The 22,516-nt window shown below is 60.7% G+C and carries 17 protein-coding genes; 3 read left to right on the top strand and 14 right to left on the bottom strand.

Annotation, left to right across the window (positions count from 1 at the left end):
* Positions 1-61 precede the first annotated feature (61 nt).
* From dbpA to betI, 8 genes are all read right to left on the bottom strand, one after another.
* Positions 62-1,399, bottom strand: a complete 1,338-nt coding sequence (gene dbpA, locus M5B97_RS05175) for an ATP-dependent RNA helicase DbpA (protein WP_248731085.1) — start codon at positions 1,397-1,399, stop codon at positions 62-64.
* A gap of 200 nt (positions 1,400-1,599) precedes the next feature.
* A complete protein-coding gene (mdtD, locus tag M5B97_RS05170) occupies positions 1,600-3,006 on the bottom strand; it encodes a multidrug transporter subunit MdtD (protein WP_134659100.1) in 1,407 nt (468 codons plus the stop codon).
* A gap of 35 nt (positions 3,007-3,041) precedes the next feature.
* Complete coding sequence (locus M5B97_RS05165; RefSeq protein ID WP_123717232.1) at positions 3,042-3,890, bottom strand: alpha/beta hydrolase; 849 nt, start codon at positions 3,888-3,890, stop codon at positions 3,042-3,044.
* Between the two features lie 291 nt (positions 3,891-4,181).
* Positions 4,182-5,498, bottom strand: coding sequence for a TldD/PmbA family protein (locus M5B97_RS05160; RefSeq protein ID WP_248730928.1), 1,317 nt, complete (start codon positions 5,496-5,498; stop codon positions 4,182-4,184).
* On the bottom strand, positions 5,498-6,940 hold the full coding sequence (locus tag M5B97_RS05155) for a TldD/PmbA family protein (RefSeq protein WP_248730927.1): 1,443 nt from the start codon (positions 6,938-6,940) through the stop codon (positions 5,498-5,500). The genes M5B97_RS05160 and M5B97_RS05155 overlap by 1 nt, the downstream gene beginning before the upstream one ends.
* A 172-nt stretch (positions 6,941-7,112) precedes the next feature.
* On the bottom strand, positions 7,113-8,819 hold the full coding sequence (gene betA / locus M5B97_RS05150) for a choline dehydrogenase (RefSeq protein ID WP_123717235.1): 1,707 nt from the start codon (positions 8,817-8,819) through the stop codon (positions 7,113-7,115).
* Positions 8,820-8,947: 128 nt separating this feature from the next.
* Positions 8,948-10,420, bottom strand: coding sequence for a betaine-aldehyde dehydrogenase (betB, locus tag M5B97_RS05145; RefSeq protein WP_123717236.1), 1,473 nt, complete (start codon positions 10,418-10,420; stop codon positions 8,948-8,950).
* Positions 10,421-10,528: 108 nt separating this feature from the next.
* Positions 10,529-11,122, bottom strand: coding sequence for a transcriptional regulator BetI (gene betI / locus M5B97_RS05140; RefSeq protein ID WP_248730926.1), 594 nt, complete (start codon positions 11,120-11,122; stop codon positions 10,529-10,531).
* 390 nt (positions 11,123-11,512) lie between these two features.
* Between betI and M5B97_RS05135 the strand changes: the two genes are divergently transcribed.
* Positions 11,513-13,447: a BCCT family transporter gene (locus M5B97_RS05135; protein WP_248731084.1), complete on the top strand. Its 1,935-nt coding sequence runs from the start codon at positions 11,513-11,515 to the stop codon at positions 13,445-13,447.
* 150 nt (positions 13,448-13,597) lie between these two features.
* Here M5B97_RS05135 and choV read toward each other — a convergent pair whose 3' ends face one another.
* The 3 genes from choV to M5B97_RS05120 form a co-directional block, all read right to left on the bottom strand.
* On the bottom strand, positions 13,598-14,776 hold the full coding sequence (choV, locus tag M5B97_RS05130) for a choline ABC transporter ATP-binding protein (RefSeq protein ID WP_123717239.1): 1,179 nt from the start codon (positions 14,774-14,776) through the stop codon (positions 13,598-13,600).
* Entirely contained in the window at positions 14,773-15,618 is an 846-nt protein-coding gene (gene choW, locus M5B97_RS05125; RefSeq protein ID WP_017139374.1) for a choline ABC transporter permease subunit, read from the bottom strand. Before choW ends, choV begins: the two co-directional genes overlap by 4 nt.
* Before the next feature lie 69 nt (positions 15,619-15,687).
* The gene (locus M5B97_RS05120; protein WP_123717240.1) at positions 15,688-16,635 is read right to left on the bottom strand and encodes a choline ABC transporter substrate-binding protein; all 948 of its coding nucleotides are present in this window, start codon (positions 16,633-16,635) and stop codon (positions 15,688-15,690) included.
* A 415-nt stretch (positions 16,636-17,050) separates the two neighbouring features.
* Here M5B97_RS05120 and M5B97_RS05115 point away from each other — a divergent pair, with 415 nt between their 5' ends.
* Complete coding sequence (locus tag M5B97_RS05115; RefSeq protein WP_248730925.1) at positions 17,051-18,427, top strand: L-serine ammonia-lyase; 1,377 nt, start codon at positions 17,051-17,053, stop codon at positions 18,425-18,427.
* A 442-nt stretch (positions 18,428-18,869) separates the two neighbouring features.
* Positions 18,870-19,973 carry a GlxA family transcriptional regulator gene (locus tag M5B97_RS05110; RefSeq protein ID WP_060753382.1) on the top strand — a complete coding sequence of 368 codons (1,104 nt, stop codon included), beginning with the start codon at positions 18,870-18,872 and terminating at the stop codon, positions 19,971-19,973.
* Positions 19,974-20,077: 104 nt separating this feature from the next.
* On the opposite strand, the gene M5B97_RS05105 is transcribed toward M5B97_RS05110, so the two are convergent.
* The 3 genes from M5B97_RS05105 to M5B97_RS05095 form a co-directional block, all read right to left on the bottom strand.
* The gene (locus M5B97_RS05105; RefSeq protein WP_028618238.1) at positions 20,078-20,341 is read right to left on the bottom strand and encodes a hypothetical protein; all 264 of its coding nucleotides are present in this window, start codon (positions 20,339-20,341) and stop codon (positions 20,078-20,080) included.
* Positions 20,342-20,829: 488 nt separating this feature from the next.
* Positions 20,830-21,987: a gamma-butyrobetaine dioxygenase gene (locus M5B97_RS05100; RefSeq protein WP_248730924.1), complete on the bottom strand. Its 1,158-nt coding sequence runs from the start codon at positions 21,985-21,987 to the stop codon at positions 20,830-20,832.
* Between the two features lie 25 nt (positions 21,988-22,012).
* On the bottom strand, positions 22,013-22,489 hold the full coding sequence (locus M5B97_RS05095) for a thioesterase family protein (protein ID WP_123717243.1): 477 nt from the start codon (positions 22,487-22,489) through the stop codon (positions 22,013-22,015).
* Between the last annotated feature and the right edge of the window lie 27 nt (positions 22,490-22,516).

Below are 22,516 nucleotides of genomic sequence, written 5' to 3'. Positions count from 1 at the left end.
AAACGCGGCGCGCCAAGGTTTTTCGCGAGCAGGCTCGCTCCTGCAGGGGGCGTTGGTGCCGTTACAGGATGCGAACGCGCAACGAACGGCCTTTGATCTTGCCATCATTCAAACGCTGCAGCGCCTGCTTGGCGATCCCGCGCTCCACGGCGACGAACGCCTGGAAATCGAAGATCGCAATCTTGCCGACCTGGGCGCCGGGAATGCCGGCTTCACCCGTCAGTGCACCGAGGATATCGCCCGGGCGGACCTTGTCTTTACGGCCGGCCGCAATGCACAACGTGCTCATCTGCGGCAACAGCGGGCCACCGCTTTGTGGCTTGAGATTGTCCAGTTGGTCCCAGTTCAGCGGGGTTTTCTGCAACTGTTCGATGGCCTGGGCGCGGTGCGCTTCGGACGGCGCCACCAGGCTGATCGCGATGCCCGTCTCACCGGCACGGCCGGTACGGCCCACGCGGTGAATGTGAATTTCCGAGTCGCGTGCCAGTTCGACGTTGATCACCATGTCCAGCGAGTCAATGTCCAGACCACGGGCGGCCACGTCGGTGGCAACCAGCACTGAAGTACTGCGGTTGGCGAACATCGCCAGCACCTGGTCACGGTCGCGCTGTTCCAGGTCGCCATGCAGGCCAACGGCGGAAATGCCCTTGGCGGTCAGGTGGTCCACGGTTTCCTGCACTTGCTGCTTGGTAAAGCAGAAGGCCACGCAAGAGGCCGGGCGGAAATGCGCCAGCACCTTGGTCACGGCGGTCATGCGTTCATCCGGCGAAATCTCGTAGAAACGCTGCTCGATCTGGTCGTCGGAGTGGAACGCCTCGGCTTTCACCTGCTGCGGCGCACGCATGAATTTCGAGGCCAGTTGCTTGATGCTCACCGGGTAGGTGGCTGAGAACAGCAAGGTCTGGCGACGCGCTGGGGTCTGGCTGATGATGTCTTCGATGGCGTCGTAGAAACCCATGTCGAGCATGCGGTCGGCTTCGTCGAGGATCAGCGTGTTCAAACCGTCCAGCACCAACGAACCTTTACGCAGGTGCTGCTGGATGCGGCCCGGGGTGCCGACGATGACGTGGGCGCCATGTTCCAGGGAGGCGATCTGCGGGCCGAGGGACACACCGCCGCACAGGGTCAGCACCTTGATGTTGTCTTCTGCGCGGGCCAGGCGGCGGATTTCCTTGGCAACCTGGTCGGCCAGCTCACGGGTCGGGCACATGACCAGGGCCTGGCAGCCGAAATAGCGCGGGTTGATCGGGTTCAACAGGCCGATGCCGAATGCGGCGGTCTTGCCGCTGCCGGTCTTGGCCTGGGCAATCAGGTCCAGCCCCTTGAGGATCACCGGCAAGCTCTGCGCCTGGATCTGCGTCATCTCGACATAACCCAGCGAGTCGAGGTTAGCCAGCATGGCGGCGGACAGGGGCAAAGTATTAAAAGCGGTGGCGATGGTAGTCACGGAACTGGCTCTGCAAAACAAAATGTCGCGTAGTGTATCAGCCCGCCGCGAAATTCCCTGCATGTTCCGGACGAGGGGGGCGGGCAGTGGCAAGTTGTGAGCGGCAAGCTGCAAGTGTAGAGCGGTATTCTTGCAGCTTGCAGCTTAAGGCTTCAAGCCTGCATCTTGACGCCGCTTTTAGGCGACAACTGCAGGAAGATTGCTGCGGCCAGCATCGCCATGATGCCCACGGTGAGGAAGGTCAACTGGAATGCGCCGAGTACGCTTTCTACCCCGTCATTGCCGGTTTCGGCGGTAAAGCCGCCGAGCAACGCACCGGCACAGGCTACGCCGAGGCTGAGGGACAATTGCGCGACCACCGACAGTAAGCTGTTGCCGCTGCTGGCCTGGGCGTCGTCCAGGTCGATCAGGGTGACGGTGTTCATTGCCGTAAATTGCAGGGAGTTGATCGCCCCGAGCACCGCCAGCATGCACAACAGCAGCGGGTAGGGCGTTTGCTCGCTCACCAGGCCCATGCTTGCCAGCATGATGCCGAGGAACAAGGTGTTGCCGGTCAGCACGATGCGATAGCCCAGGCGCTCGATCAATGTGCGCGCAATAGACTTGGCAAACATCGCCGCCGCCGCCAGCGGCAGCATGCTCATCCCGGCTTCCGACGGCGAGTAACCCAATGCCACCTGCAACAGCAACGGCACCAGGAACGGCAGGGCGCCGCTGCCCAGCCGTGCGAACAGGTTGCCGAGGATGCCCACGGCGAAGGTGCGGGTCTTGAACAGCACCGGTGAAAACAGCGGGTTATCGATATGCCCGGCACGCAGCCAGTACGCCGCCAGGCACGCCAGCCCGCTGAACAGCAGCAACATCACCCGCAGGTGCGGCAAGTGCAGTTCGCCCAGGCCCTCCATGGCAATGGTGATTAGCACCATTGCCGCGCCGAACAGCACAAAACCGACGCCGTCGAAGCGTGTGCGCTCGCTGCCGCGCAGGTCCGGGATGAGTTTCCAGACGGCGTAGCAGCCGATCATGCCCACCGGCAGGTTGATCAGGAAGATCCAGTGCCAGGTCAGGTATTGCACCATCCAGCCGCCCATGGTCGGGCCAAGCAGCGGCCCGAGCAGGCCGGGGATGGTAATGAAGCCCATGATGCGCACCAGTTCCGAGCGAGGGTAGGCACGTAACACCACCAATCGCCCGACCGGCAGCATCAATGCACCGCCCAAGCCCTGGATCACGCGTGCGCCTACCAGCATGGTCAAGCTGCTCGACAGGGCGCACAGCAGCGAACCAATGCTGAACAGCATGATCGCGCCAAAGAAGATTTTCTTGGTGCCGAAGCGATCGGCGATCCAGCCCGAGGCCGGAATTAGCAAGGCGACGGTGAGCATGTAGGCAATCACCACCCCTTGCATGCGCAGTGGGTTTTCCGCGAGGTCCCGGGCCATGGCCGGGAGTGCCGTGTTGAGAATCGTCCCGTCCAGCGACTGCATGAAGAAGGCAATCGCTACCACCCAGGGTAGCCAGCGGGCGGTCTTGGCATCGAGAGGGGCGCGATTCGGCATGTGGACCCTTTTGTTAGCAGGCTATGTGTCGGCGATTATGCGCCATTCGTTGCGCCTTTTCCCACCAGGAAATCCAGCAGTTCACGGTGCACCGCCGACGCGGCTTCGTTGGATTCAAGGTCCAGCAAGTGGCCCGTGTGTTCGGCCACGGCAAAGCTGCTTCGCCCCACGTATTGCTTGAACAACTGCGCCTCGGCGGCCGGGGTGTATTCGTCCAGGGCGCCGTTCAGGAAATGCACCGGTGTTTCAATCCGCTTGAGCGCCGGCAGGTAGTTGCCATCGCCCAAGGCCAGCACTTGGTGAATGTGGAAGCGCGCCTGGCGGTACTCGGTGGTGGCCATGGTCGACAGGTGTCGATGGTTATTGCGCTTGAGGCGTGGCGACAGGTATTTGCCGACGGTCTCGTTGAGCAGATGCCCGACGGCGGATTTGTCATCGGCCTCGATCAGCACGCGCACGCGTTCCACGTAATCGAGCATGGCCTGGTTAAGGTTGGGCGCCAGGGCCATCACCACCGAGCTTTTGATGGAGGGCGGGTTATGCGCCAGGGTCAGCAAGGTAGAAATGCCACCCCAGGAGGCCGATACCAGATGGTTGACCTCAAAGCGCTCCACCAGGGCGCGGAGTATTTGGACTTCATCGTCCTTGGTCACCAGGTCGAGGTCGGTATTGTGTTCGCGGGAGTAGCCCGAAAAGGGCAAGTCAAACAGCAGCACATTGAAATGCTCGGCCAGGCATTTGCTGGTGCGGGCAAAGGAGCGCGTGGTGGACAGTGCCCCATTGACCATGAGCACGGTGTTTTTTTGCGGATGCTTACCTAGCTGTTCAACGTGGACGTTGTAGTGCTTGAACAGGTTCTTGATGACAAAACTTCCATGGTCCATGTCAACGCTCCAACTTGCTTAATCCCAGGCAAGGTCATGCGTCATAGAGGGACGCATCGGGTGGGTGGCGGGATGCCACTAACCCTTATAACGAGGTTTGAGATGTGCGACAACCAGCCGCACGCAGAGAACGGCGAGATAGGATTTTGCGGTAGGAAGGGGCAAAACGAGGTGTCTGAAATCAATACAAAGCAATGTGGGCAGGCTTGCTCACGAAGGGGGTGGTTCAGTTGGAACATTTGACCGAACCAGCCCCTTGGTGAGCAACCCCGCGCCCACTAGGGGATGTTTTTACAACGTCAGCGTAAGGCGCTTGACCAGCGCCCCCGGCAGCAGGTTTGAGGCCGTGTTGCGCCGGTCGTAAGTGCTCGGCGACAACAGCAATTCCCGCTCAGCGGTCAGCGCTTCCAATTGCGCGCCGAGCAGGTTGTACACGCTGTCATCAAACCGCATGGTACTGACGGGCGCCTTGATCTCGCCGTCTTCCACCCAGAACGTGGCAAAACGGGTCATGCCGGTGAGGCGCCCCGCCGGCAGGTCGGAGTAGTTCAGGTACCACAGGTTGCTGATATACAGGCCGGTGCCCAACCGCTTGAGAATATCGGCCTGGACCAGGTTGCCTGCGGCCATTTGCAACGCACTCGGGGATTCGTCACTGCTGGCGCCGTTGGTGCTCAAGCCGTATTCGGCGGCGCTGCGTGAGTTGATCAATTGGCCTTCTGCCTTGCCGCCATTGATCAGCGTAACGTCCGCGCGAGGGTAGCCTTCGGTGGAAAACGCCTGGCTCAGCGAGCCGCTGATTTGCTCATCGAGCGTCACCAGCGGGCTCAACGACTGTTCACCGGCATACAGCTTTTGCAGCGAACTGCCTTTGCTGGCGATGGCCTGGGCGGAGAACCCGCCCCAGGTGATGATGCTGATGATTTCCTCCAGCGCCGCCGGCGCGAGGTAGGCGCGGTATTGCCCAGGGGCCAGTGGGTGCAGTGGGCGACCGAGAAACGCCAGTTGTTCGCGGGCTTGCTGGAAGCGCGCGGCGAACTCGGCACTGTTCCAGGTGTGCCCGGCGTAGCTGGCTTTTACCGCTTCGCCATTGGCGTGGAACAGGCTGAAATCAAAGTTGAAACTGTTGGCTCGATGCCAGCCAAAGGCCCCATCCGAACTGGCGAAACCCCGACTGATCGGGCCTGCGGCGTAGAGACCGACCAGGTCGACACCCTCGGCGGCCTGGTTGATTGCGTCCAATACCTGGGCCAGTTCCGGCAGCGGTCGCGCCTGTTCATTGTGGCTCTGCCAGGCGTTGTGGTTCAGCAGCAGATACGGGTCCTGCGGCAGCAACGGCAAGGTCTCGCGTAATTGCTGCAGGCCGTCGGCCAGGCGTTGGCGGTCCAGTTCGGGTTCGCCGGACAGGGTGATACCCAGGTCGGCGTGGCGGCCCTCGTTGATCAGTTTCAGGTTGAGGCTGGCTTGTTGCACTTGCCCGGCCTGGCGCACCTGCGCGTGGTTGAAGCGTACGAACTCGGACGCTTCATCCGCGTAGCCCAAATGAAATTGCTCCTTGTCGGTGATGGCCTGCTTGAGCCATTCCACCAGTGCCTTGAAGTTGTTCATCAGGCATCTCCCCCAAATACATCGACATTGCTGAATACACAGGCGGGCGAGGCATGGCCGACTCGGATGACCTGGTTGGGTTCGCCCTTGCCGCAGTTCGGCGTGCCCAGCACCTTGAAGGTGCTGGCGTCGCCGACGGCGCTGAGGTTGCGCCAGAACTGCGCGGAAATCGCCCGGTAGTTGGGGTTTTTCACCACGCCCTTGAGCTCGCCGTTTTCGATCAACTGGCCCCATTCGCAGCCGAACTGGAATTTATTGCGCGCATCGTCGATGGACCACGAGCGGTTCGTCGACATCAGGATGCCGTTTTCGATGCCGCCAATCAGTTGTGCGAGGCTCTTGTCGCCCGCTTCGATGTTCAAGTTGGCCATGCGATCGATCGGTGGACGGTTCCAACTGCTGGCACGACTGTTGGCCACGCCGCCCAGGCCCGAGCGGAATTGCGACAACGCACCGCCCAACGGCTTGAGCAGCAGGCCTTCACGGATCAGGAATTGTTTGCTGGCCTGGGTGCCTTCGTCGTCGTGGCCGTAGCTGGCCAGTTGTTCGGGAATGTCGGGGTCGAAGGTCACGTTGAGCAACGGTGAGCCGTATTGCAGGTGGCCGAAGTCGCTGGCTTTGACAAAACTGGTGCCGGCGTAATTGCGCTCGTCGCCCAGGATGCGGTCCATCTCCAGCGGGTGGCCGATGGATTCGTGGATCTGCAGGATCATCTGGTCGGGCATCAGCAGCAGGTCGCGCGGGCCGTGGGGCGTGTTCGGCGCGGCCAGCAATTGCAGGGCTTCATCGGCGATGCGCGGCGCGGCGCCGACCAGGCCGAAGCGGCTGATCACATCGAACCCGCCTTGCTGGCCGAAGTTGCTGCCGCCCAGGGTGCGTGTCTGGCTGTCGTTGCCGTCATAGGCCGTGACATTGACGCCGGGGAACACAAAGCGCTGGGCCTGGCGCAATTGGGCGCCCGCGCTGTTGAGGTAGATCTGCTCGACGTGGGTCAGGCCCAGGCTCACGTCCCAGCTGACCAGGCGCTCGTCTTTGGGCACGGCGGCCGATTCGTTGCCCAGCAGTTGGTAGCAGTCGCTCAAGGACGGGAAGGGCTGGTCGAGGTCGGGGGACAGGTAGTCGGCGACGTCGCTGGAGACCGGTTGGTCGCGCAGGTCGAGCAGGGCGTGGGGCTTGATCAGGCGGGCTTGCTGTTCGGCGCGTTGGAGGGCCGCTTGCAGGCCGGCCAGGGAAATATCGTTGGTCGCGGCATACGCTTCCACGCCATTGAGACGCACGGTCAGCATGGCGCCTTCGTCGTGGCTCAGGTGGGGCGGTTCGGCGACGTTTTTGCGCACTGACAAGTATTGGCCGGATTCGCGTACGTAGCGCAGCGAGAAGAATTCGGCGGTGGTGCGCAGGGCACTGAAATGTTTTTTGAGCGTGGCGTGGTGGTCGAACATGGGGCCTTCCTTGTGGGCGGCTCGGCGCGGGCAAGCGAACAGAGTAGCCGATCAAGGAGGAGGTGAGCACCTGTGGCGAGGGAGCTTGCTCCCGCTGGGCTGCGCAGCGGCCCCAAAAGCTTGGGAGCGCTTCGCACTCCAGCGGGAGCAAGCTCCCTCGCCACAAAGTACGTCAGTTATTGCGCAGAGGGCCCACTTCACGCAACGGTTTGCCACGCACCGGCGCATTGCCGGCCACGTAGTAATCGGCGGTGCTGCGCGGCAGTGGCTGGCGGCCACGGATCTTGTCGGCGATTTTCTCGGCGATCATGATCGTCGGCGCGTTCAGGTTGCCGGTGGTGATGATCGGCATGATCGACGCATCGACCACACGCAGACCTTGCATGCCATGCACGCGGCCTTCGCCGTCCACGACCGCCATGTCGTCGGTGCCCATCTTGCACGAGCAGGACGGGTGGAACGCGGTTTCGGCGTGCTCGCGGATGAACTTGTCCAGTTGCTCATCGGTTTGCACATCGATGCCCGGGCTGATTTCGCGGCCACGGTAGGGGTCCAGGGCCGGTTGCTGCATGATTTCACGGGTCAGGCGGATGCCGTCGCGAAATTCCTGCCAGTCCTGCTCGGTGGACATGTAGTTGAAGAGAATGCTCGGGTAGTCCCGTGGGTTCTTCGACTTCAGCTGGATGCGCCCACGGCTTGGCGAACGCATGGAGCCCATGTGCGCCTGGAAACCGTGCTCTTTCACGCCGTTGCTGCCGTTGTAGTTAATCGCGACCGGCAGGAAGTGGTACTGGATGTTCGGCCATTCGAACTCTTCACGGGTACGGATGAAACCGCCCGCTTCGAACTGGTTGCTGGCGCCGATGCCGGTGCCGTTGAACAACCACTCGGCACCGATGGCCGGCTGGTTGTACCAGAGCAGCGAGGGGTACAGTGACACCGGTTGGGTGCAGGCGTATTGCAGGTACAGCTCGAGGTGATCCTGCAGGTTTTCGCCGACGCCCGGCAGGTCGTGGACCACCGGGATGTCGAGGCTTTCCAGCAGCTTGGCCGGGCCAACGCCGGAACGTTGCAGCAGCTGCGGCGAACCAATGGCGCCGCTGCATACGATCACTTCTTTGCGTGCACGGGCTTCAACGCGCTCTTCGGCTGCCCCGATCAAGTAACGCACGCCAACGGCACGCTTGCCTTCAAACAGCACTTTGTCGCTGAGGGCGTGAGTGACGATGGTCAGCGTCGAGCGCTTCTTGGCGGTGTCCAGATAACCGCGTGCGGTGCTGGCGCGACGGCCTTTTGGCGTGACGGTACGGTCCATCGGGCCGAAGCCTTCTTGCTGGTAGCCGTTCAGGTCTTCGGTGCGCGGGTAGCCGGCTTGCACGCCGGCTTCAACCATGGCGTGGAACAGCGGGTTGTTGCCGGCTTTTGGCGTGGTCACGCTGACCGGACCATCGCCACCGTGCCAGTCGTTGGGGCCGATGTCGCGGGTTTCGGCTTTGCGGAAATACGGCAGGCAATCGAGGTAGGTCCAGTCTTCCAGGCCCGGCAGTTTCGCCCAGCCGTCGTAGTCCATCGCGTTGCCACGGATGTAGCACATGCCGTTGATCAGGGAAGAGCCGCCCAGGCCCTTGCCGCGACCACATTCCATGCGACGCCCGTCCATGTGGGGTTCCGGGTCGGTTTCATAGGCCCAGTTGTAGCGGCGGCCTTGCAGCGGGAACGCCAACGCCGCCGGCATTTGCGTGCGGAAGTCAAAGCGGTAGTCAGGGCCGCCGGCTTCCAGCAGCAGAACGGTGACGCCTTCGTCTTCGGTCAGACGGGTCGCTAATGTGTTGCCCGCAGAACCTGCGCCAACAATGATGTAGTCGTATTCTTGAGTCATGGGGTCTCCTTGGGAGCGGCAAGCTCCAAGCTTCAAGCTGCTGGAAAGAGCAGCGAGCGGTGTATCTGGGAGGTGCGGCAAACCAAGCTGCTTTTACCTACAGCTTGAAGCTTGCCGCTTGGGGCTCATCAGAACACTGATGCGTAGTCGCCCAGCTCAACCTGTACCGATTTGATGCGGGTGAAGTTGTTCAGCGAGCTGATGCCGTTCTCGCGGCCAACACCGGATTGCTTGTAGCCGCCGACCGGCATCTTCGCGTCGGATTCGCCCCAGGCGTTGATCCAGCAGATGCCCGCTTCCAACTGATGAATCACGCGGTGGGCGCGGTTCAGGTCTTTGGTGACCAGGCCGGCAGCCAGGCCGAAGTCAGTGTCGTTGGCGCGGCGGATCACTTCTTCTTCGGTCTCGTAAGTGAGGATGCTCATCACTGGGCCGAAGATTTCTTCACGGACGATGGTCATGTCGTCGGTGCAGTCGGTGAATACGGTCGGGGCCACAAATGCGCCTTTGGCGAATTCGCCTGCGGTCAGACGGTCGCCGCCGCAAAGCAGGCGGGCGCCTTCTTCCTTACCTTTGGCGATGTAGCCCAGCACGCTTTCCATGTGGGCAAAGCTGACCAGCGGGCCGAAATTGGTGTTGTCGTCTTGCGGGTTGCCAACGCGAATGCGCGCAACACGCTCAACGATCTTGGCTTCGAACGCCGCTTGCAGGTGCTTGGGCACGAACACGCGGGTGCCGTTGGTGCAGACCTGACCGGAGCTGTAGAAGTTGGCCATCATTGCGGTATCGGCGGCGCGATCGAGGTCGGCGTCGTCGAAAATGATCAACGGCGACTTGCCGCCCAGTTCCATGGTCACGTCTTTGAGCGAAGAGCTCGAAGCGCTGGCCATGACTTTCTTGCCGGTGTCGGTGCCGCCGGTGAACGAGACTTTCTCGATGCGCGGGTGCTCGGTCAACCAGGTACCGACCTCACGGCCGCTGCCGGTCAGGACGTTGAACACGCCAGCCGGAACGCCGGCTTCGGTGTAGATCTCGGCCAGTTTCAGGGTGGTCAGCGAAGTGACTTCGCTTGGTTTGAAGATCATTGCGTTACCGGCAGCCAGGGCCGGTGCGGATTTCCACAGGGCGATCTGGATCGGGTAGTTCCACGCGCCGATACCGGCTACCACGCCCAGCGGCTCGCGGCGGGTGTAGACGAACGAGGTGTCGCGCAGCGGGATCTGTTCGCCTTCGATGGCCGGCACCAGGCCTGCGTAGTATTCCAGCACGTCGGCGCCGGTGACGATGTCGACGTATTTGGTTTCGGAGATGGCTTTACCCGTGTCCAGGGTTTCCAGGGCGGCCAACTCGTCGTTGCGCTCGCGCAGGATGTCGACGGCACGGCGCAGGATGCGCGAACGCTCCATGGCGGTCATGGCAGCCCAGATCTTCTGGCCTTTTTCGGCGCTGACGACGGCGCGTTCAACGTCTTCTTTCGTAGCACGTTGCACTTTGGCGAGAACTTCACCGTTAGCCGGGTTGATGGCTTCGAAGGTGGCATCGCTGCCAGCGTCGCTGTAGCCGCCGTCAATGTAGAGTTTTTGCAGTTCGAAACGGGCCATAAAGTCCTCGCAAGTGCATAAGTGGTTGGCGTTAACCTCCAAAAAGTGCGCCGTAAGGCCTGGCGACACTGATCAGAAGCGTTCAGGGGATGAGCGTTTATGTGTGCTCTAACTCACCTGCTTGGCCAATTGGAAATCCATGTATTCGTAAGCGATCCGTTGCGCCTGCTCCGTGTCGAAAGCGTCTCCCGACAGGGCGCCGCGCAACCACAAACCGTCGATCAGGGCCGCCAGGCCTCGGGCTGCTTTGCGTGCACGCGGCGGCGGCAGCACTCGGCGAAACTGGCAGCACAGGTTGGAATACAGACGCTGATCGTTGATCCGCTGCAACCTGTGCAATGACGGGTGGTGCATGCTGGCGGCCCAGAAGGCCAACCAGGTTTTCATTGCCGGGCCGTTGACCTGGCTGGCGTCGAAGTTGCCGCCGATGATCACCTGCAGGTGCGCACGGGGGCTGTCGTCTTTCAACGCGAGCCTGCGTTCGTGGACGTTCTCGATCAGCACATTCATCAAGTACCGCATCGTCGCGGCGATCAGGCCGTTCTTGTCCTGAAAGTAGTGACTGATGATGCCGTTCGAGACGCCGGCCAAACGGGCGATCAGCGCAATGCTGGCATCCCCCATTCCGACCTGATCGATGGCCGTCAACGTGGCTTCGATCAACTGCTGGCGGCGTATGGGTTGCATACCGACCTTGGGCATGTAGCACCTCTCCTTAGGCCTGCGGCGGGCGTTGGACGTCCGTCGGCTTGAAGGCCAGTCTATTTTGTTTTGATTGAACGTTCAATCAACAAAGAATAAGATCTGCGACAAATGGTCGCTGCCTACAGGTATTTCCTACCTGCGAGCCGCAACATCTGACACCTGCAAAAACCCTTGAAACAGGCCGTATCAGGGCCTGGCCACCGCTTCGGTGGGGTACAAGAATTTTCGGGGTGTCTTTATAACACCCGTCCGTCGACTGCCGAAAAATCGATGTCCCGGGATAACCGTTGCCTTGTGTTTCTCTTTCGCACTGCCCGGAGCATCTGCGCCATGAGTTCTGCCTCTCTTATAAAGACCCCACCGGAAAAGGTGCGGGTCAACGGTTGGGTGTTTTACACCTCCACCGCGCTGATTCTATTGCTGACCGCCATTCTGATCATCGCCCCGCAGGAGGCCGGGCGCATGCTCGGTGTCGCACAGGCGTGGCTTTCCAAAAGCTTCGGCTGGTACTACATGGTGGTCATCGCCGCCTACCTGGTGTTTGTGGTGGGGCTGGCGTTTTCGTCCTATGGCAAGTTGAAACTGGGCAGCAAGGACGACACCCCGGACTTCAGCTACGGCGCCTGGGCCGGCATGTTGTTCTCGTCGGGTATCGGCATCTCGCTGTTGTACTTCGGCGCCTCGGAACCGTTGGACCACTACTTCAACCCGCCTGAAGGCGCTGCCGCCAGCAACAGTGCGGCTCGCCAGGCACTGCAACTGACCTTCCTGCACTGGGGCCTGCATGGCTGGGCGATCTACGCGCTGGTCGGCTTGGCCGTGGCGTACTTTGCGTACCGTCATAACCAGCCGCTGGCCTTGCGTTCGGCGCTGTACCCGCTGGTGGGAGAGCGTTGGGTAAAAGGTGCGGCCGGCCACGCGGTGGACGGTTTCGGCATGTTCGTGACGCTGCTGGGCCTGGTGACGAACCTGGGGATTGGTGCGATGCAGGTGTCGTCCGGGTTGGAAAACCTGTTCGGCATGGCGCACAGCAACACCAATCTTTTGATCGTGATCATCGTGATGAGCACGGTGGCGACCATTGCCGCAGTGTCGGGTGTGGAAAACGGCATTCGCCGGCTGTCCAACCTCAACATCGTGCTGTTCAGCGGCCTGCTGATCTTCGTGCTGTTGTTCGGCCCGACCCTGCACCTGCTCAACGGCTTCGTGCAGAACGTCGGCGACTACATGAATGGCCTGGTGCTGAAAACCTTCGACCTGTATGTGTACGAGGGCGATGCCAACAAGACCGAGCGCTGGATGGGCCTGTGGACGCTGTTCTATTGGGCGTGGTGGATTTCCTGGGCGCCATTCGTGGGCATGTTCATCGCACGTATTTCCCGTGGTCGCACGGTGCGTGAACTGGTGGCCGGCGTGCTGCTGATTCCGCTGGGCTTCACCCTGGCGTGGTTGTCGATCTTCGGTAACTCGGCCCTGGACCTGGTGCTCAACCACGGTGCGGTGGAGTTGGGCAAGACGGCGCTGGAACAACCGTCCATGGCGATCTACCAGCTGCTTGAGCATTACCCGGCGTCGAAAGTCGTCATCGGTGTGTCGATCTTTGTGGGCTTTGTGCTGTTCCTGACTCCGGCGGATTCCGGCGCGGTGATGATGGCCAACCTTTCCTGCAAAGGCGGCAACGTGGACGAAGACGCACCGCATTGGCTGCGTATCTTCTGGTCGGCGGTGATTACCCTGGTGACCATCGGCCTGCTGTTTGCCGGTAACTTCGAAGCCATGCAGACCATGGTGGTGCTGGCCGGGCTGCCGTTCTCGGTGGTGCTGATTTTCTTCATGTTCGGTTTGCACAAGGCCATGCGTCAGGATGTGGCCATCGAACAGGAGCAGGCGCAACTGGCCGAGCGTGGCCGTCGTGGTTTCAGCGAGCGTTTGACGGCACTGGACTTGCAACCGAGCCAGGGCACCGTACAACGCTTCATGGACAAGCACGTTACGCCGGCGCTGGAAGAAGCGGCGACGGCATTGCGTGATCAGGGGCTGGAAGTGCAGACCTTGCTGGGTAAGTCCAAGCGCTGCATCGGTGTGCGGATCGAGATGCCGGAGGGCAATCCGTTTGTCTATGAAGTGAGCCTGGATGCTTACTCGTCGGCACCGAGCGACCTGCCCGAGGAAGAGCGCACCCGTTACTACCGGGCCGAGGTCTACCTGCACAACGGGCCTCAGGAGTACGACCTGATGGGCTTTACCCAGGAACAGATCACCCGGGATGTGCTCGATCAGTTTGAAAGCCATCGGCAGCTCCTTGGCCGTGTCTATAGCTGATAGTTGAGCCTTGTGGTGTCCTCACTGACACCACTAGAACCCAATGTGGGAGGGGGCTTGCCCCCGATAGTGGTGTGTCAGTCAGTACATCTGTTACTGATACATCGCTATCGGGGCAAGCCCCCTCCCACCGTTGTTTTGCAGTGCCTGTCAGCCCAGGTTTTTGCCCAGCAGGGCATGGTAGAGCTCACTGTCGCCCAGAATCCCCACCACCTGGTTGTTGTCGTGCAACACCAGCTTGTTCCCGGTCTGGTAACGAATCTGCAGCGCATCGCGCATGCCGATGTTCGAATCCACCAGCGTCGGCACCCGGCCCAACCCTTCTACCGCTTGCCCCGGTGCCCAGTTCTGCAGGTTCAGCACCGCGCCATTCTGGCGTGCACCCTTGATGGTGTTGCCTTCGGCCAGGTCCAGCCAGGAGTCGCCGCTCGGGTCCAGGCACACTGAACCGTTGATGCGCTTGCAGTTGTCCAGGGTGCGCATCAGGCTGCGGCCGCACAGCACGTTCAGCGGGTTGGTATGAGCCACGAAGGTGCGCACGTAGTCATCTGCAGGATTCAGCACAATCTCTTCCGGCACGCTGTACTGGATGATCTTGCCGTCTTTCATGATCGCGATACGGCTGCCCAGTTTGAGCGCCTCATCCAGGTCGTGGCTGACGAACACGATGGTCTTGCTCAGCTTGCGTTGCAGTTCCAGCAGCTCATCCTGCAGGCCCTGGCGAATCAACGGGTCAAGGGCGGAGAACGGTTCGTCCATCAGCAGGATATCGGCGTCCATCGCCAGCGCGCGGGCCAGGCCGACGCGTTGCTGCATGCCACCGGACAGCTCGTCGGGCTTCTTGTTGCGCCATTGGCTCAGGCCCACCAATTCCAGCTTGTCATCGACCAGCTTGCGTCGGTCTTTCTCCGGGCGGCCCTGCATCTCGAGGCCGAAGCTGATGTTCTCGCGCACGGTCAGCCAGGGCATCAGTGCGAATTTCTGGAACACCATGGCGATGCGCTTGGTGCGCATCATTTTCAGCTCCGCAGGTGTGCAGGACGCGATATCGATCTGACGTCCTTCATGCTCCACAAACAGCTGGCCACGGCTCACGGTATTGAGGCCGTTGATGCAGCGCAGCAAGCTCGACTTGCCGGAGCCTGACAGGCCCATCAGCACGCAGATCTCGCCTTTCTCGATGTCCAGGCTGGCTTTTTCAACGCCGACAATCTGCCCGGTCTTTTTCAGGATCTCGTTACGGCTCATGCCCTGATCCAGCAGCTTGAGCGCTTCGCGTGGGTCTTTGGAGAAGATCACGTCGACCTTGTCGAATCGGATAATGCTCATGCATCACCCCCTACTTTAGCGTCGGGTTGTTTGCAGATACGGTCGAGCATGATGGCCAGCAATACGATCGCCAGGCCCGCTTCAAAGCCCAGGGCAATGTCGGCGGTATTCAGCGCGTTGACCACCGGTTTACCGAGACCGTCGGCGCCTACCAGGGCGGCGATCACCACCATCGACAGCGACAGCATGATGCATTGGGTAATGCCGGCGGCAATGCTCGGCATGGCGTGGGGCAGTTCAATGCGCGACAGCAACTGGCGGCGCGAGCAGCCAAAGGCCTTGCCCGCGTCCATCAACTCTTGCGGTACGTCGCGGATACCCAGATAGGTCAGGCGGATAGGCGCGGCAATCGCGAACACCACCGTGGAGATCAAGCCGGGCACCACACCCAGCCCGAAGAGGGTCAGGGTCGGGATGAGGTAGACGAAGGTCGGGACGGTCTGCATCAGATCGAGTACCGGCCGCATCATGGTGTAGAACAGCGGTTTGTGCGCGGCAACAATGCCCAGCGGCACACCGATGACCACGCAGACCAGCGTGGCGAACAGCACCTGCGCGAGGGTTTCCATGGTTTCCTGCCAGTACCCCAGGTTCAGGATCAGCAGGAAGGAGGCGATGACAAAAACGGTCAGGCCCCATTTGCGTTGAATAAAGTGAGCGAGTAGCGCAATCAGACCGATCAATGCCAGCGGATTGAACCAGGTCAGCGCAAACGTCACGCCGTGGATCATCGTTTCCAGTGTCGATGCGATTGCGTCGAAATAGTTGGCGCCATGTTTGGTCAACCATTCGACGAAGGCAGCGATGTACTGGCCTAGTGGGATTTTCTGTTCAGTCAGCATGGTAGTGAATGTCCACATGCGAAAGGGAAAACATCCCGGGCCAGCGCACCGGCCCGGGGTCAGCGATTACTACTTGGCGAGATAAGCTTTCACGGCCTCCAGACCTGGTTTGCCATCCACAGTGGTCACACCGGCAAGCCAGGTTTCGAGCACTTGCGGGTTCTTCTGCAGCCAGGCCTTGGCGGCGGCGTCGGGCTTCATTTTGTCGTCCAGGACGTTGCCCATCAGTGAGCTTTCCATGTTCAGGGTGAACGACAGGTTCTTCAGCAACTGACCGACGTTGCTGCATTCCTGGGTGTAGCCCTTGCGGGTGTTGGTATAGATGGTCGCCTGGCCGTAGTTGGGGCCGAATGAATCATCACCCCCGGTCAGGTACTTGATCTTGAAGCGGGTGTTCATCGGATGCGGTTCCCAGCCGAGGAACACGATGGCCTGGCCGCGCTTGGTGGCGCGTTCGACCTGGGAGAGCATTCCGGCTTCGCTGGATTCCACGACCTTGAAGCCCGCGTCTTTCAAACCAAACTGGTTCTTGTCGATCACGGTCTGGATGGTGCGGTTGCCGTCGTTGCCCGGTTCGATGCCGTAGATCTTGCCACCCAGCTCATCCTTGAATTTGGCGATATCGGCGAAGTCTTTCAGGCCCTTGTTGTACAGCTCTTCGGGCACCGCCAGGGTGTATTTGGCGTTTTCCAGGTTGGCGCGCACGGTTTCCACGGTGCCGGCATCACGGTACTGCTTGATGTCGTTTTCCATGGTCGGCATCCAGTTGCCGAGGAAGATATCCATGTTTTTGCCGTCGGCCAGGGACTTGTAGGTCACCGGCACCGAAATCATCGTGGTGCGCGGCTTGTAGCCCAGGCCCTTGAGGATTTCGCTGGTGGTCGCGGTAGTGACGGTGATGTCGGTCCAGCCGACATCGGAGAAGTTGACGGTCTGACATTGTGCCGGTTCTGCAGCGTGCGCCAGGACTGGCAGACTCAGCATGGCGGCCAACAACAACGAGGGTGAAGCTTTCATGGGGCTAGACTCCTGTGTTTTTTCTGACGGCATTCGCCGCGCTTTATAAGGGTTGCGGTTGGAGCGTGCTTTGAGGCGGCGCCACGGGGCCTTGCAAACGAGTCGAGACTGATCATGTACCAGTGAAAATCTGACGCCTACAGGGCGCGTCGTATCCAGTACAGGGAGGGTCGTATCCAGTGTCGGTGACGTCGCTTACAGATTTTTTAAGCCTCAAATCCAGGGTTTCCAGCGATCTGCACCGCAAAAAACGGCCAAAACGGCCCGTTGCCCGAGGGCGGCGCTGGTGAGCATGGGTACGTCGGTGTGAGACGCCGTGGGCGGCAAGAAAAGCTTGATGATGCCGCCATTCAGGCGACTTGAGCGTAGCAGCTCCTGGTCGCCCGGCCTGTGCTCATCTGGAGGTTCCACGGCAATGGCTATCAGCGTTTTTGACCTGTTCAAGATCGGCATCGGGCCTTCGAGTTCTCATACCGTCGGCCCCATGCGCGCCGCGGCGTTGTTTGTTCAAGCATTACGTGAGCGTGACTTGCTGGAGCATGTGCGGCGCGTCGAGGTTCAACTCTACGGTTCGTTGTCGGCCACCGGCATCGGTCACGGCAGCGACACCGCCACGATCATGGGGTTGATGGGCGAATGGCCCGACGCAATCGACCCGTCGCAAATCGGTTTGCGCATCGATACCCTGCGCGAAACCGACACCCTGTTGCTCGACGGGCGCCTGCCGGTGCCTTTCATCTGGGCCCGCGACATGCGCCTGCTGGACGAAAACCTGCCGTTTCATCCCAACGCCATGACGTTGGTCGTGTTCGGCGATGACGGCGAGTTGTACCGCGACACCTACTATTCGGTCGGTGGCGGTTTTGTGGTGGACGAAGCCCAGGCGCAAAGCGGTGTGGCCGACATGGATCGCACCGAACTGCCCTATGATTTTTCCAGCGCGGTAGAGCTGTTGCAGCTGTGCAAGACCCACAACCTGCGCGTGGCCGAGTTGATGATGGCCAATGAAAAGGTCTGGCGCTCGGAAGAGGAAATCCGCAGCGGCCTGATGAAGCTTTGGCGTGCCATGCAAGACTGCGTGGAGCAGGGCCTCAAGCACGAAGGTATCTTGCCCGGGGGCCTCAACGTGCGTCGCCGCGCCGCCAAGCTGCACCGCAGTTTGCAGGAGTTGAACAAACCCAATGTGATCGGCTCGACCTTGAGCGCCATGGAATGGGTCAACCTGTTCGCCCTGGCGGTCAATGAAGAAAACGCCGCCGGTGGGCGTATGGTCACCGCACCCACCAATGGCGCGGCGGGCATCATCCCGGCGGTGCTGCACTACTTTATGAAGTTCAGCGAAGAGGTTACCGAAGCCAACGTGGTCGACTATTTGCTCGGCGCGGCGGCGGTGGGGATTTTGTGTAAAAAGAACGCGTCGATCTCCGGTGCTGAGGTCGGCTGCCAGGGCGAGGTCGGTTCGGCCTGTGCCATGGCGGCTGCCGGTTTGGCCGAGATCCTTGGCGCCACGCCGGAACAGCTGTGCAACGCGGCTGAAATCGGCCTGGAACACAACCTCGGCCTGACCTGCGACCCGGTGGGTGGGCTGGTCCAGGTGCCGTGCATCGAGCGCAATGCAATTGCAGCGGTGAAGGCGATCAACGCCGCGCAGATGGCCCTGCGTGGTGACGGCCAGCACTTTATCTCCCTGGACCGGGTGATCCGCACCATGCGCGATACCGGCGCGGATATGCATGACAAGTACAAAGAAACGTCGCGGGGTGGGTTGGCGGTCAGCGCGGTTGAGTGCTGACCTGCTTTTGTGGCGAGGGAGCAAGCTCCCTCGCCACAAAGGATCGACATTGCTCATAAAGTGAACACCCGAATCCAAAAGCGCCACCTTTTAGCGCGTCGCAAACAGATAAGTAGCTCCCAAACGATTTTTCGCCCAACAGACCCTTCCCTGTGCTTTGGGTGACAGACTTTCCCTACGCTCTCAAAGCGCCTTCCCACAAGTGCTACCGATCTGCTCACACGCCTTGAGCGGGCTCGCTCCTACGGCCATATCCGCGCTTCCTGCATGGGCTTGTTTAGACAGGTCATGAGGTCGTTTTTAGGAGTTATTGGACGGCCATTCAACTTTAGGCATGGCATTTGCTCTATCAAATCCAAAGCCTCTCTCCTCGCTGGAGCGGAGTGCAATAACAAGAGCCTCGCCTGAGGCCATCACCCGCTTTGTGTGAGGAGATACCGCGATGACGTCGTTCAACTCCGGGGCCCAACCCCAGAACCGTGCGCCTCAATCCATCGGCTTTTTGCTGCTGGACAATTTCACGCTGATTTCCCTGGCTTCGGCAGTGGAACCCCTGCGTATGGCCAACCAGCTGTCCGGCCGCGAGCTGTATCGGTGGACAACCCTGAGTGTCGACGGAAACCAGGTATGGGCCAGCGACGGTCTGCAAATCACCCCCGATGCCGCCATGCACAAAGCCCCGGCCCTGGACACTGTGATTGTGTGCGGTGGCGTGGGTATCCAACGTACCGTCACCCGTGAACACGTGTCGTGGCTGCAGAGCCAGGCGCGCCAGTCCCGTCGCCTTGGCGCGGTGTGCACCGGCAGTTGGGCACTGGCTTGCGCCGGTTTGCTCGACGGCTTCGATTGCAGCGTGCATTGGGAATGCCTGGCGTCGATGCAGGAAGCCTTTCCCCGTGTGTCGATGAGCACCCGCTTGTTCACCCTCGACCGTAACCGCTTCACCAGCTCCGGCGGCACCGCACCGCTGGACATGATGCTGCACCTGATCAGCCGCGACCACGGCCGTGAATTGTCGGCCGCCATCTCCGAAATGTTTGTGTATGAACGCATCCGCAACGAACAGGACCACCAGCGTGTGCCGCTCAAGCACATGCTCGGCACCAACCAGCCGAAGTTGCAGGAAATCGTCGCGCTGATGGAGGCCAACCTGGAGGAACCGATCGACCTGGATGAACTGGCGGTGTATGTCGCCGTGTCCCGTCGCCAGCTGGAGCGCCTGTTCCAGAAATACCTGCACTGCTCGCCGTCGCGCTACTACCTCAAGCTGCGCCTGATCCGTGCGCGGCAGTTGCTCAAGCAGACACCGATGTCGATCATCGAAGTGGCCTCGGTGTGCGGGTTCGTCTCCACGCCGCACTTCTCCAAGTGCTATCGCGAGTATTTCGGCATTCCGCCACGGGATGAGCGTGTGGGCTCCAACACCACCCAACAGGTGGCGATGATGCCGATTCCTCAGGCGCTGGTGTTGTCGCCGTTGTCGGGGCCTATGTCGGCATTGAGCCAGGCCCGGAACGAGTCGACTTTTGCCAGTGTAAGGCTCTAGGCCGAGGCGCTTTCATCGCAAGCAGGCCCTCTCCCACATTTCATGATTCAAATGTGGAAGAGGCAGCGCGACGCTTCGACGTGCCCCGATAGCGGTGCGGTGTATCAGGCGCCCGAGTTCTGTTTGAACTGCACCAGAGCCGGCAACAACTGCTTGTCGATCGCCTGGCGAACGGCCGGCAGAATCGTCGCGCTGCCGGTGTACATCTGTTCCACCATGCCCTTGAGTGCCTTGGCCCGCGCCGGGCTCAAACCGCGCACTGCACACTCGCAGGCTTGTTCAGCGGTGGCACCGCTGGACACTTCAAAACCCAGCGAGCGCAGTTGGCCCAGCAGGTCATCCTGGTCAATCAAATCCGCGTGCATCATGACGTTCATCCTGGTGTAGGGAGCGGGGGTCGATTGGAATTCTGGTAGGCCGGCGACCGGTCGGCAAGGGCAGAATCCGCGAATGGCTCATATGGCTATGGGCAGGTCGTTTTCGGGTCATTTACCGATCCAAGTAATAGGCACACTGGATACCAGGCACGCACCTTGAAGGTTTGGTCACCCTCGGGATGTCACGCTCACACCAAGCGCTCTGCCCCGATCCAGTCACGGCTGGACCGGGGCTTTTTTTGCCTGAGATTGTGGAGGGCCGTATCGGGGGCTTGCCCTAACGCCAGTCAGTTACGGGTGAACACTGTATGTGTGGCGAGGGAGCTTGCTCCCGTTGGGCCGCGAAGCGGCCCCGCTCTTTGTTTACAAAGCATGGGACTGCTGCGCAGTCCGACGGGAGCAAGCTCCCTCGCCACAGGTTACTTTTCAGCCTTTTTAACTGCTGCATCAGGGCTTGCCCCCGATGGACGCACCGCGGTCTAGCGCTGCAACACCAGAATCCGCGAGAGCAGCTCATCCCGGTCGATGTAGCACCCTTCGAAATGCCGCGCCCCGGAGGCAGGATCAAACGCATTGCGCGCATGCAAGGTGCGGCGGTTATCGAAGCACCACAATTCGCCCGGGTTCAGGCGCCTGACCAGGCGAAAGCGCGCCTCGCGTGTCATGGCGATAAAGCGTCGATACGCGCGATACAACAACGGCATCTGTTCGACCGGCGCGTCAAACGGTCCGCGCAAGAAGTTGGCCATGCGAATCTCCGCCACATCCCCCAAGGCATCCAGCGCGATAATCGGTGCGAGGCGGCGATAGTCGCTGTGCCGGTCCTTGTTGCGAAACTCCACCGGGATTTCACACAGGGCGTCAAACGCCTCGGGGTCTTCGGCACGCAGCGCGTTGGCAATGGCAAACCCATCGACAAAAATACTCTCGCCTCCGTCCGCATCGTTCACCAGGCAATGCAGAAATTGCAGCCCCGGTTGCAACTCCCGGGTCGGCAAATCGCTGTGCAGCGGCAGGTTGAAAGCGGTGTAGGCGTTGCTGTCGGCATCGGCCTTGGATTGCACGTTGAACAGCACGCCGAAGTTGCTCTCGCGGATAAACGAAATACGGTGGGCGATCAGCGCCAGGGCACCCGGCTCGGTGGGTACGCCGCGGATTTGCGTCAGGCCGGTGTCGCGTAAGGCCAGCAGCCATTGCAGCAAGGCGTCGGGGGCTTCCATCACGGCCGCGTAATCGAATACAGGCAGGCTCAAGGTATGGTCCCACAACCGCGATTGAGGCTTTGCTGCGCGCCGTTCGGCGCGTGACTCATCGTCGTAGGCATGCGCCCGCAACCAGCCGGGATCGTATTGGCTGCGATGGCCGCCGCTCCACGCCACGCTCAGAAAGCCCTGGTCGATACGGGCATCGATGGCGCTGAGATGTTCATCCACATCGATGATTTCCAGCACCTGCTCGCGGGTCACGCTGTACACGCACGCTGCACAAGGGCAGTTATCCCGCAGCCATTGATGATGAAACGGGCTGACCCGCCCATCGGCCCAGCGCACGCGAATCTGATCGTCCAGCAACTGCGCCTCGGCGAGGTCACAGATTTTCGGGTAAGTGCGGAAATCGGCAACGGCGGCGGTTTGCATGGTGGCTCCTGATTATTTTGGCGGGCTATTTTTTTGGCGGCAGGCCAATCACTCGGCCGAGCAGGGAAGGGCGTGGCAGGTCGGCCTGCTCTGCGGTAATGGCGATGAGTTTTTCCAACGTGGCGTCGGTAAACGGTGTTGAATGCGGGCCGGCAAGGTCGACGTGCAGCAGCATCTGCTCATTGCCCGCCAGCTCCTTTTCATCGTCGACCAGATGCAGGCTGTGATAGAGGTGCAGGCGCTTGGCATCAAAGGCGATCAGTTGCGTACGCACCTGCACCTCGGCGCCGAGTTTTACTTCGTGCAGGTAGTTCAGGTGCAGCTCAAGGGTGAACAGCGAATGGCCGCTGGCTTCGCGGTTTTCACTGTCGAGGCCCAGGGTGTCCATCAGCGCATCGGTGGCGTAGCTGAAAATCAGCAGGTAAAACGCATCGCGCAGGTGGCCGTTGTAGTCCACCCACTCCGGCTGGATTCTGGTGGTGTAGGTCGTCAGTGCTGACATGACATAAATCCCGGGTCTGTGCTCGGA

It is taken from the genome of Pseudomonas sp. MWU13-2517, assembly GCF_023242545.1.
Lineage (GTDB): Bacteria > Pseudomonadota > Gammaproteobacteria > Pseudomonadales > Pseudomonadaceae > Aquipseudomonas.
Note: the sequence above shows the minus strand (reverse complement) of the source record. Positions and strands in the feature narration are given on the sequence as shown.

What these genes read in the sequence shown, in the direction of transcription:
- dbpA (WP_248731085.1), bottom strand. Translation starts at nt 1,399, where the DNA reads ATGCTGGCTAACCTCGACTCGCTGGGTTATGTCGAGATGACGCAGATC.
- mdtD (WP_134659100.1), bottom strand. Translation starts at nt 3,006, where the DNA reads ATGCCGAATCGCGCCCCTCTCGATGCCAAGACCGCCCGCTGGCTACCC.
- M5B97_RS05165 (WP_123717232.1), bottom strand. Translation starts at nt 3,890, where the DNA reads ATGGACCATGGAAGTTTTGTCATCAAGAACCTGTTCAAGCACTACAAC.
- M5B97_RS05160 (WP_248730928.1), bottom strand. Translation starts at nt 5,498, where the DNA reads ATGAACAACTTCAAGGCACTGGTGGAATGGCTCAAGCAGGCCATCACC.
- M5B97_RS05155 (WP_248730927.1), bottom strand. Translation starts at nt 6,940, where the DNA reads ATGTTCGACCACCACGCCACGCTCAAAAAACATTTCAGTGCCCTGCGC.
- betA (WP_123717235.1), bottom strand. Translation starts at nt 8,819, where the DNA reads ATGACTCAAGAATACGACTACATCATTGTTGGCGCAGGTTCTGCGGGC.
- betB (WP_123717236.1), bottom strand. Translation starts at nt 10,420, where the DNA reads ATGGCCCGTTTCGAACTGCAAAAACTCTACATTGACGGCGGCTACAGC.
- betI (WP_248730926.1), bottom strand. Translation starts at nt 11,122, where the DNA reads ATGCCCAAGGTCGGTATGCAACCCATACGCCGCCAGCAGTTGATCGAA.
- choV (WP_123717239.1), bottom strand. Translation starts at nt 14,776, where the DNA reads ATGAGCATTATCCGATTCGACAAGGTCGACGTGATCTTCTCCAAAGAC.
- choW (WP_017139374.1), bottom strand. Translation starts at nt 15,618, where the DNA reads ATGCTGACTGAACAGAAAATCCCACTAGGCCAGTACATCGCTGCCTTC.
- M5B97_RS05120 (WP_123717240.1), bottom strand. Translation starts at nt 16,635, where the DNA reads ATGAAAGCTTCACCCTCGTTGTTGTTGGCCGCCATGCTGAGTCTGCCA.
- M5B97_RS05115 (WP_248730925.1), top strand. Translation starts at nt 17,051, where the DNA reads ATGGCTATCAGCGTTTTTGACCTGTTCAAGATCGGCATCGGGCCTTCG.
- M5B97_RS05110 (WP_060753382.1), top strand. Translation starts at nt 18,870, where the DNA reads ATGACGTCGTTCAACTCCGGGGCCCAACCCCAGAACCGTGCGCCTCAA.
- M5B97_RS05105 (WP_028618238.1), bottom strand. Translation starts at nt 20,341, where the DNA reads ATGATGCACGCGGATTTGATTGACCAGGATGACCTGCTGGGCCAACTG.
- M5B97_RS05100 (WP_248730924.1), bottom strand. Translation starts at nt 21,987, where the DNA reads ATGCAAACCGCCGCCGTTGCCGATTTCCGCACTTACCCGAAAATCTGT.
- M5B97_RS05095 (WP_123717243.1), bottom strand. Translation starts at nt 22,489, where the DNA reads ATGTCAGCACTGACGACCTACACCACCAGAATCCAGCCGGAGTGGGTG.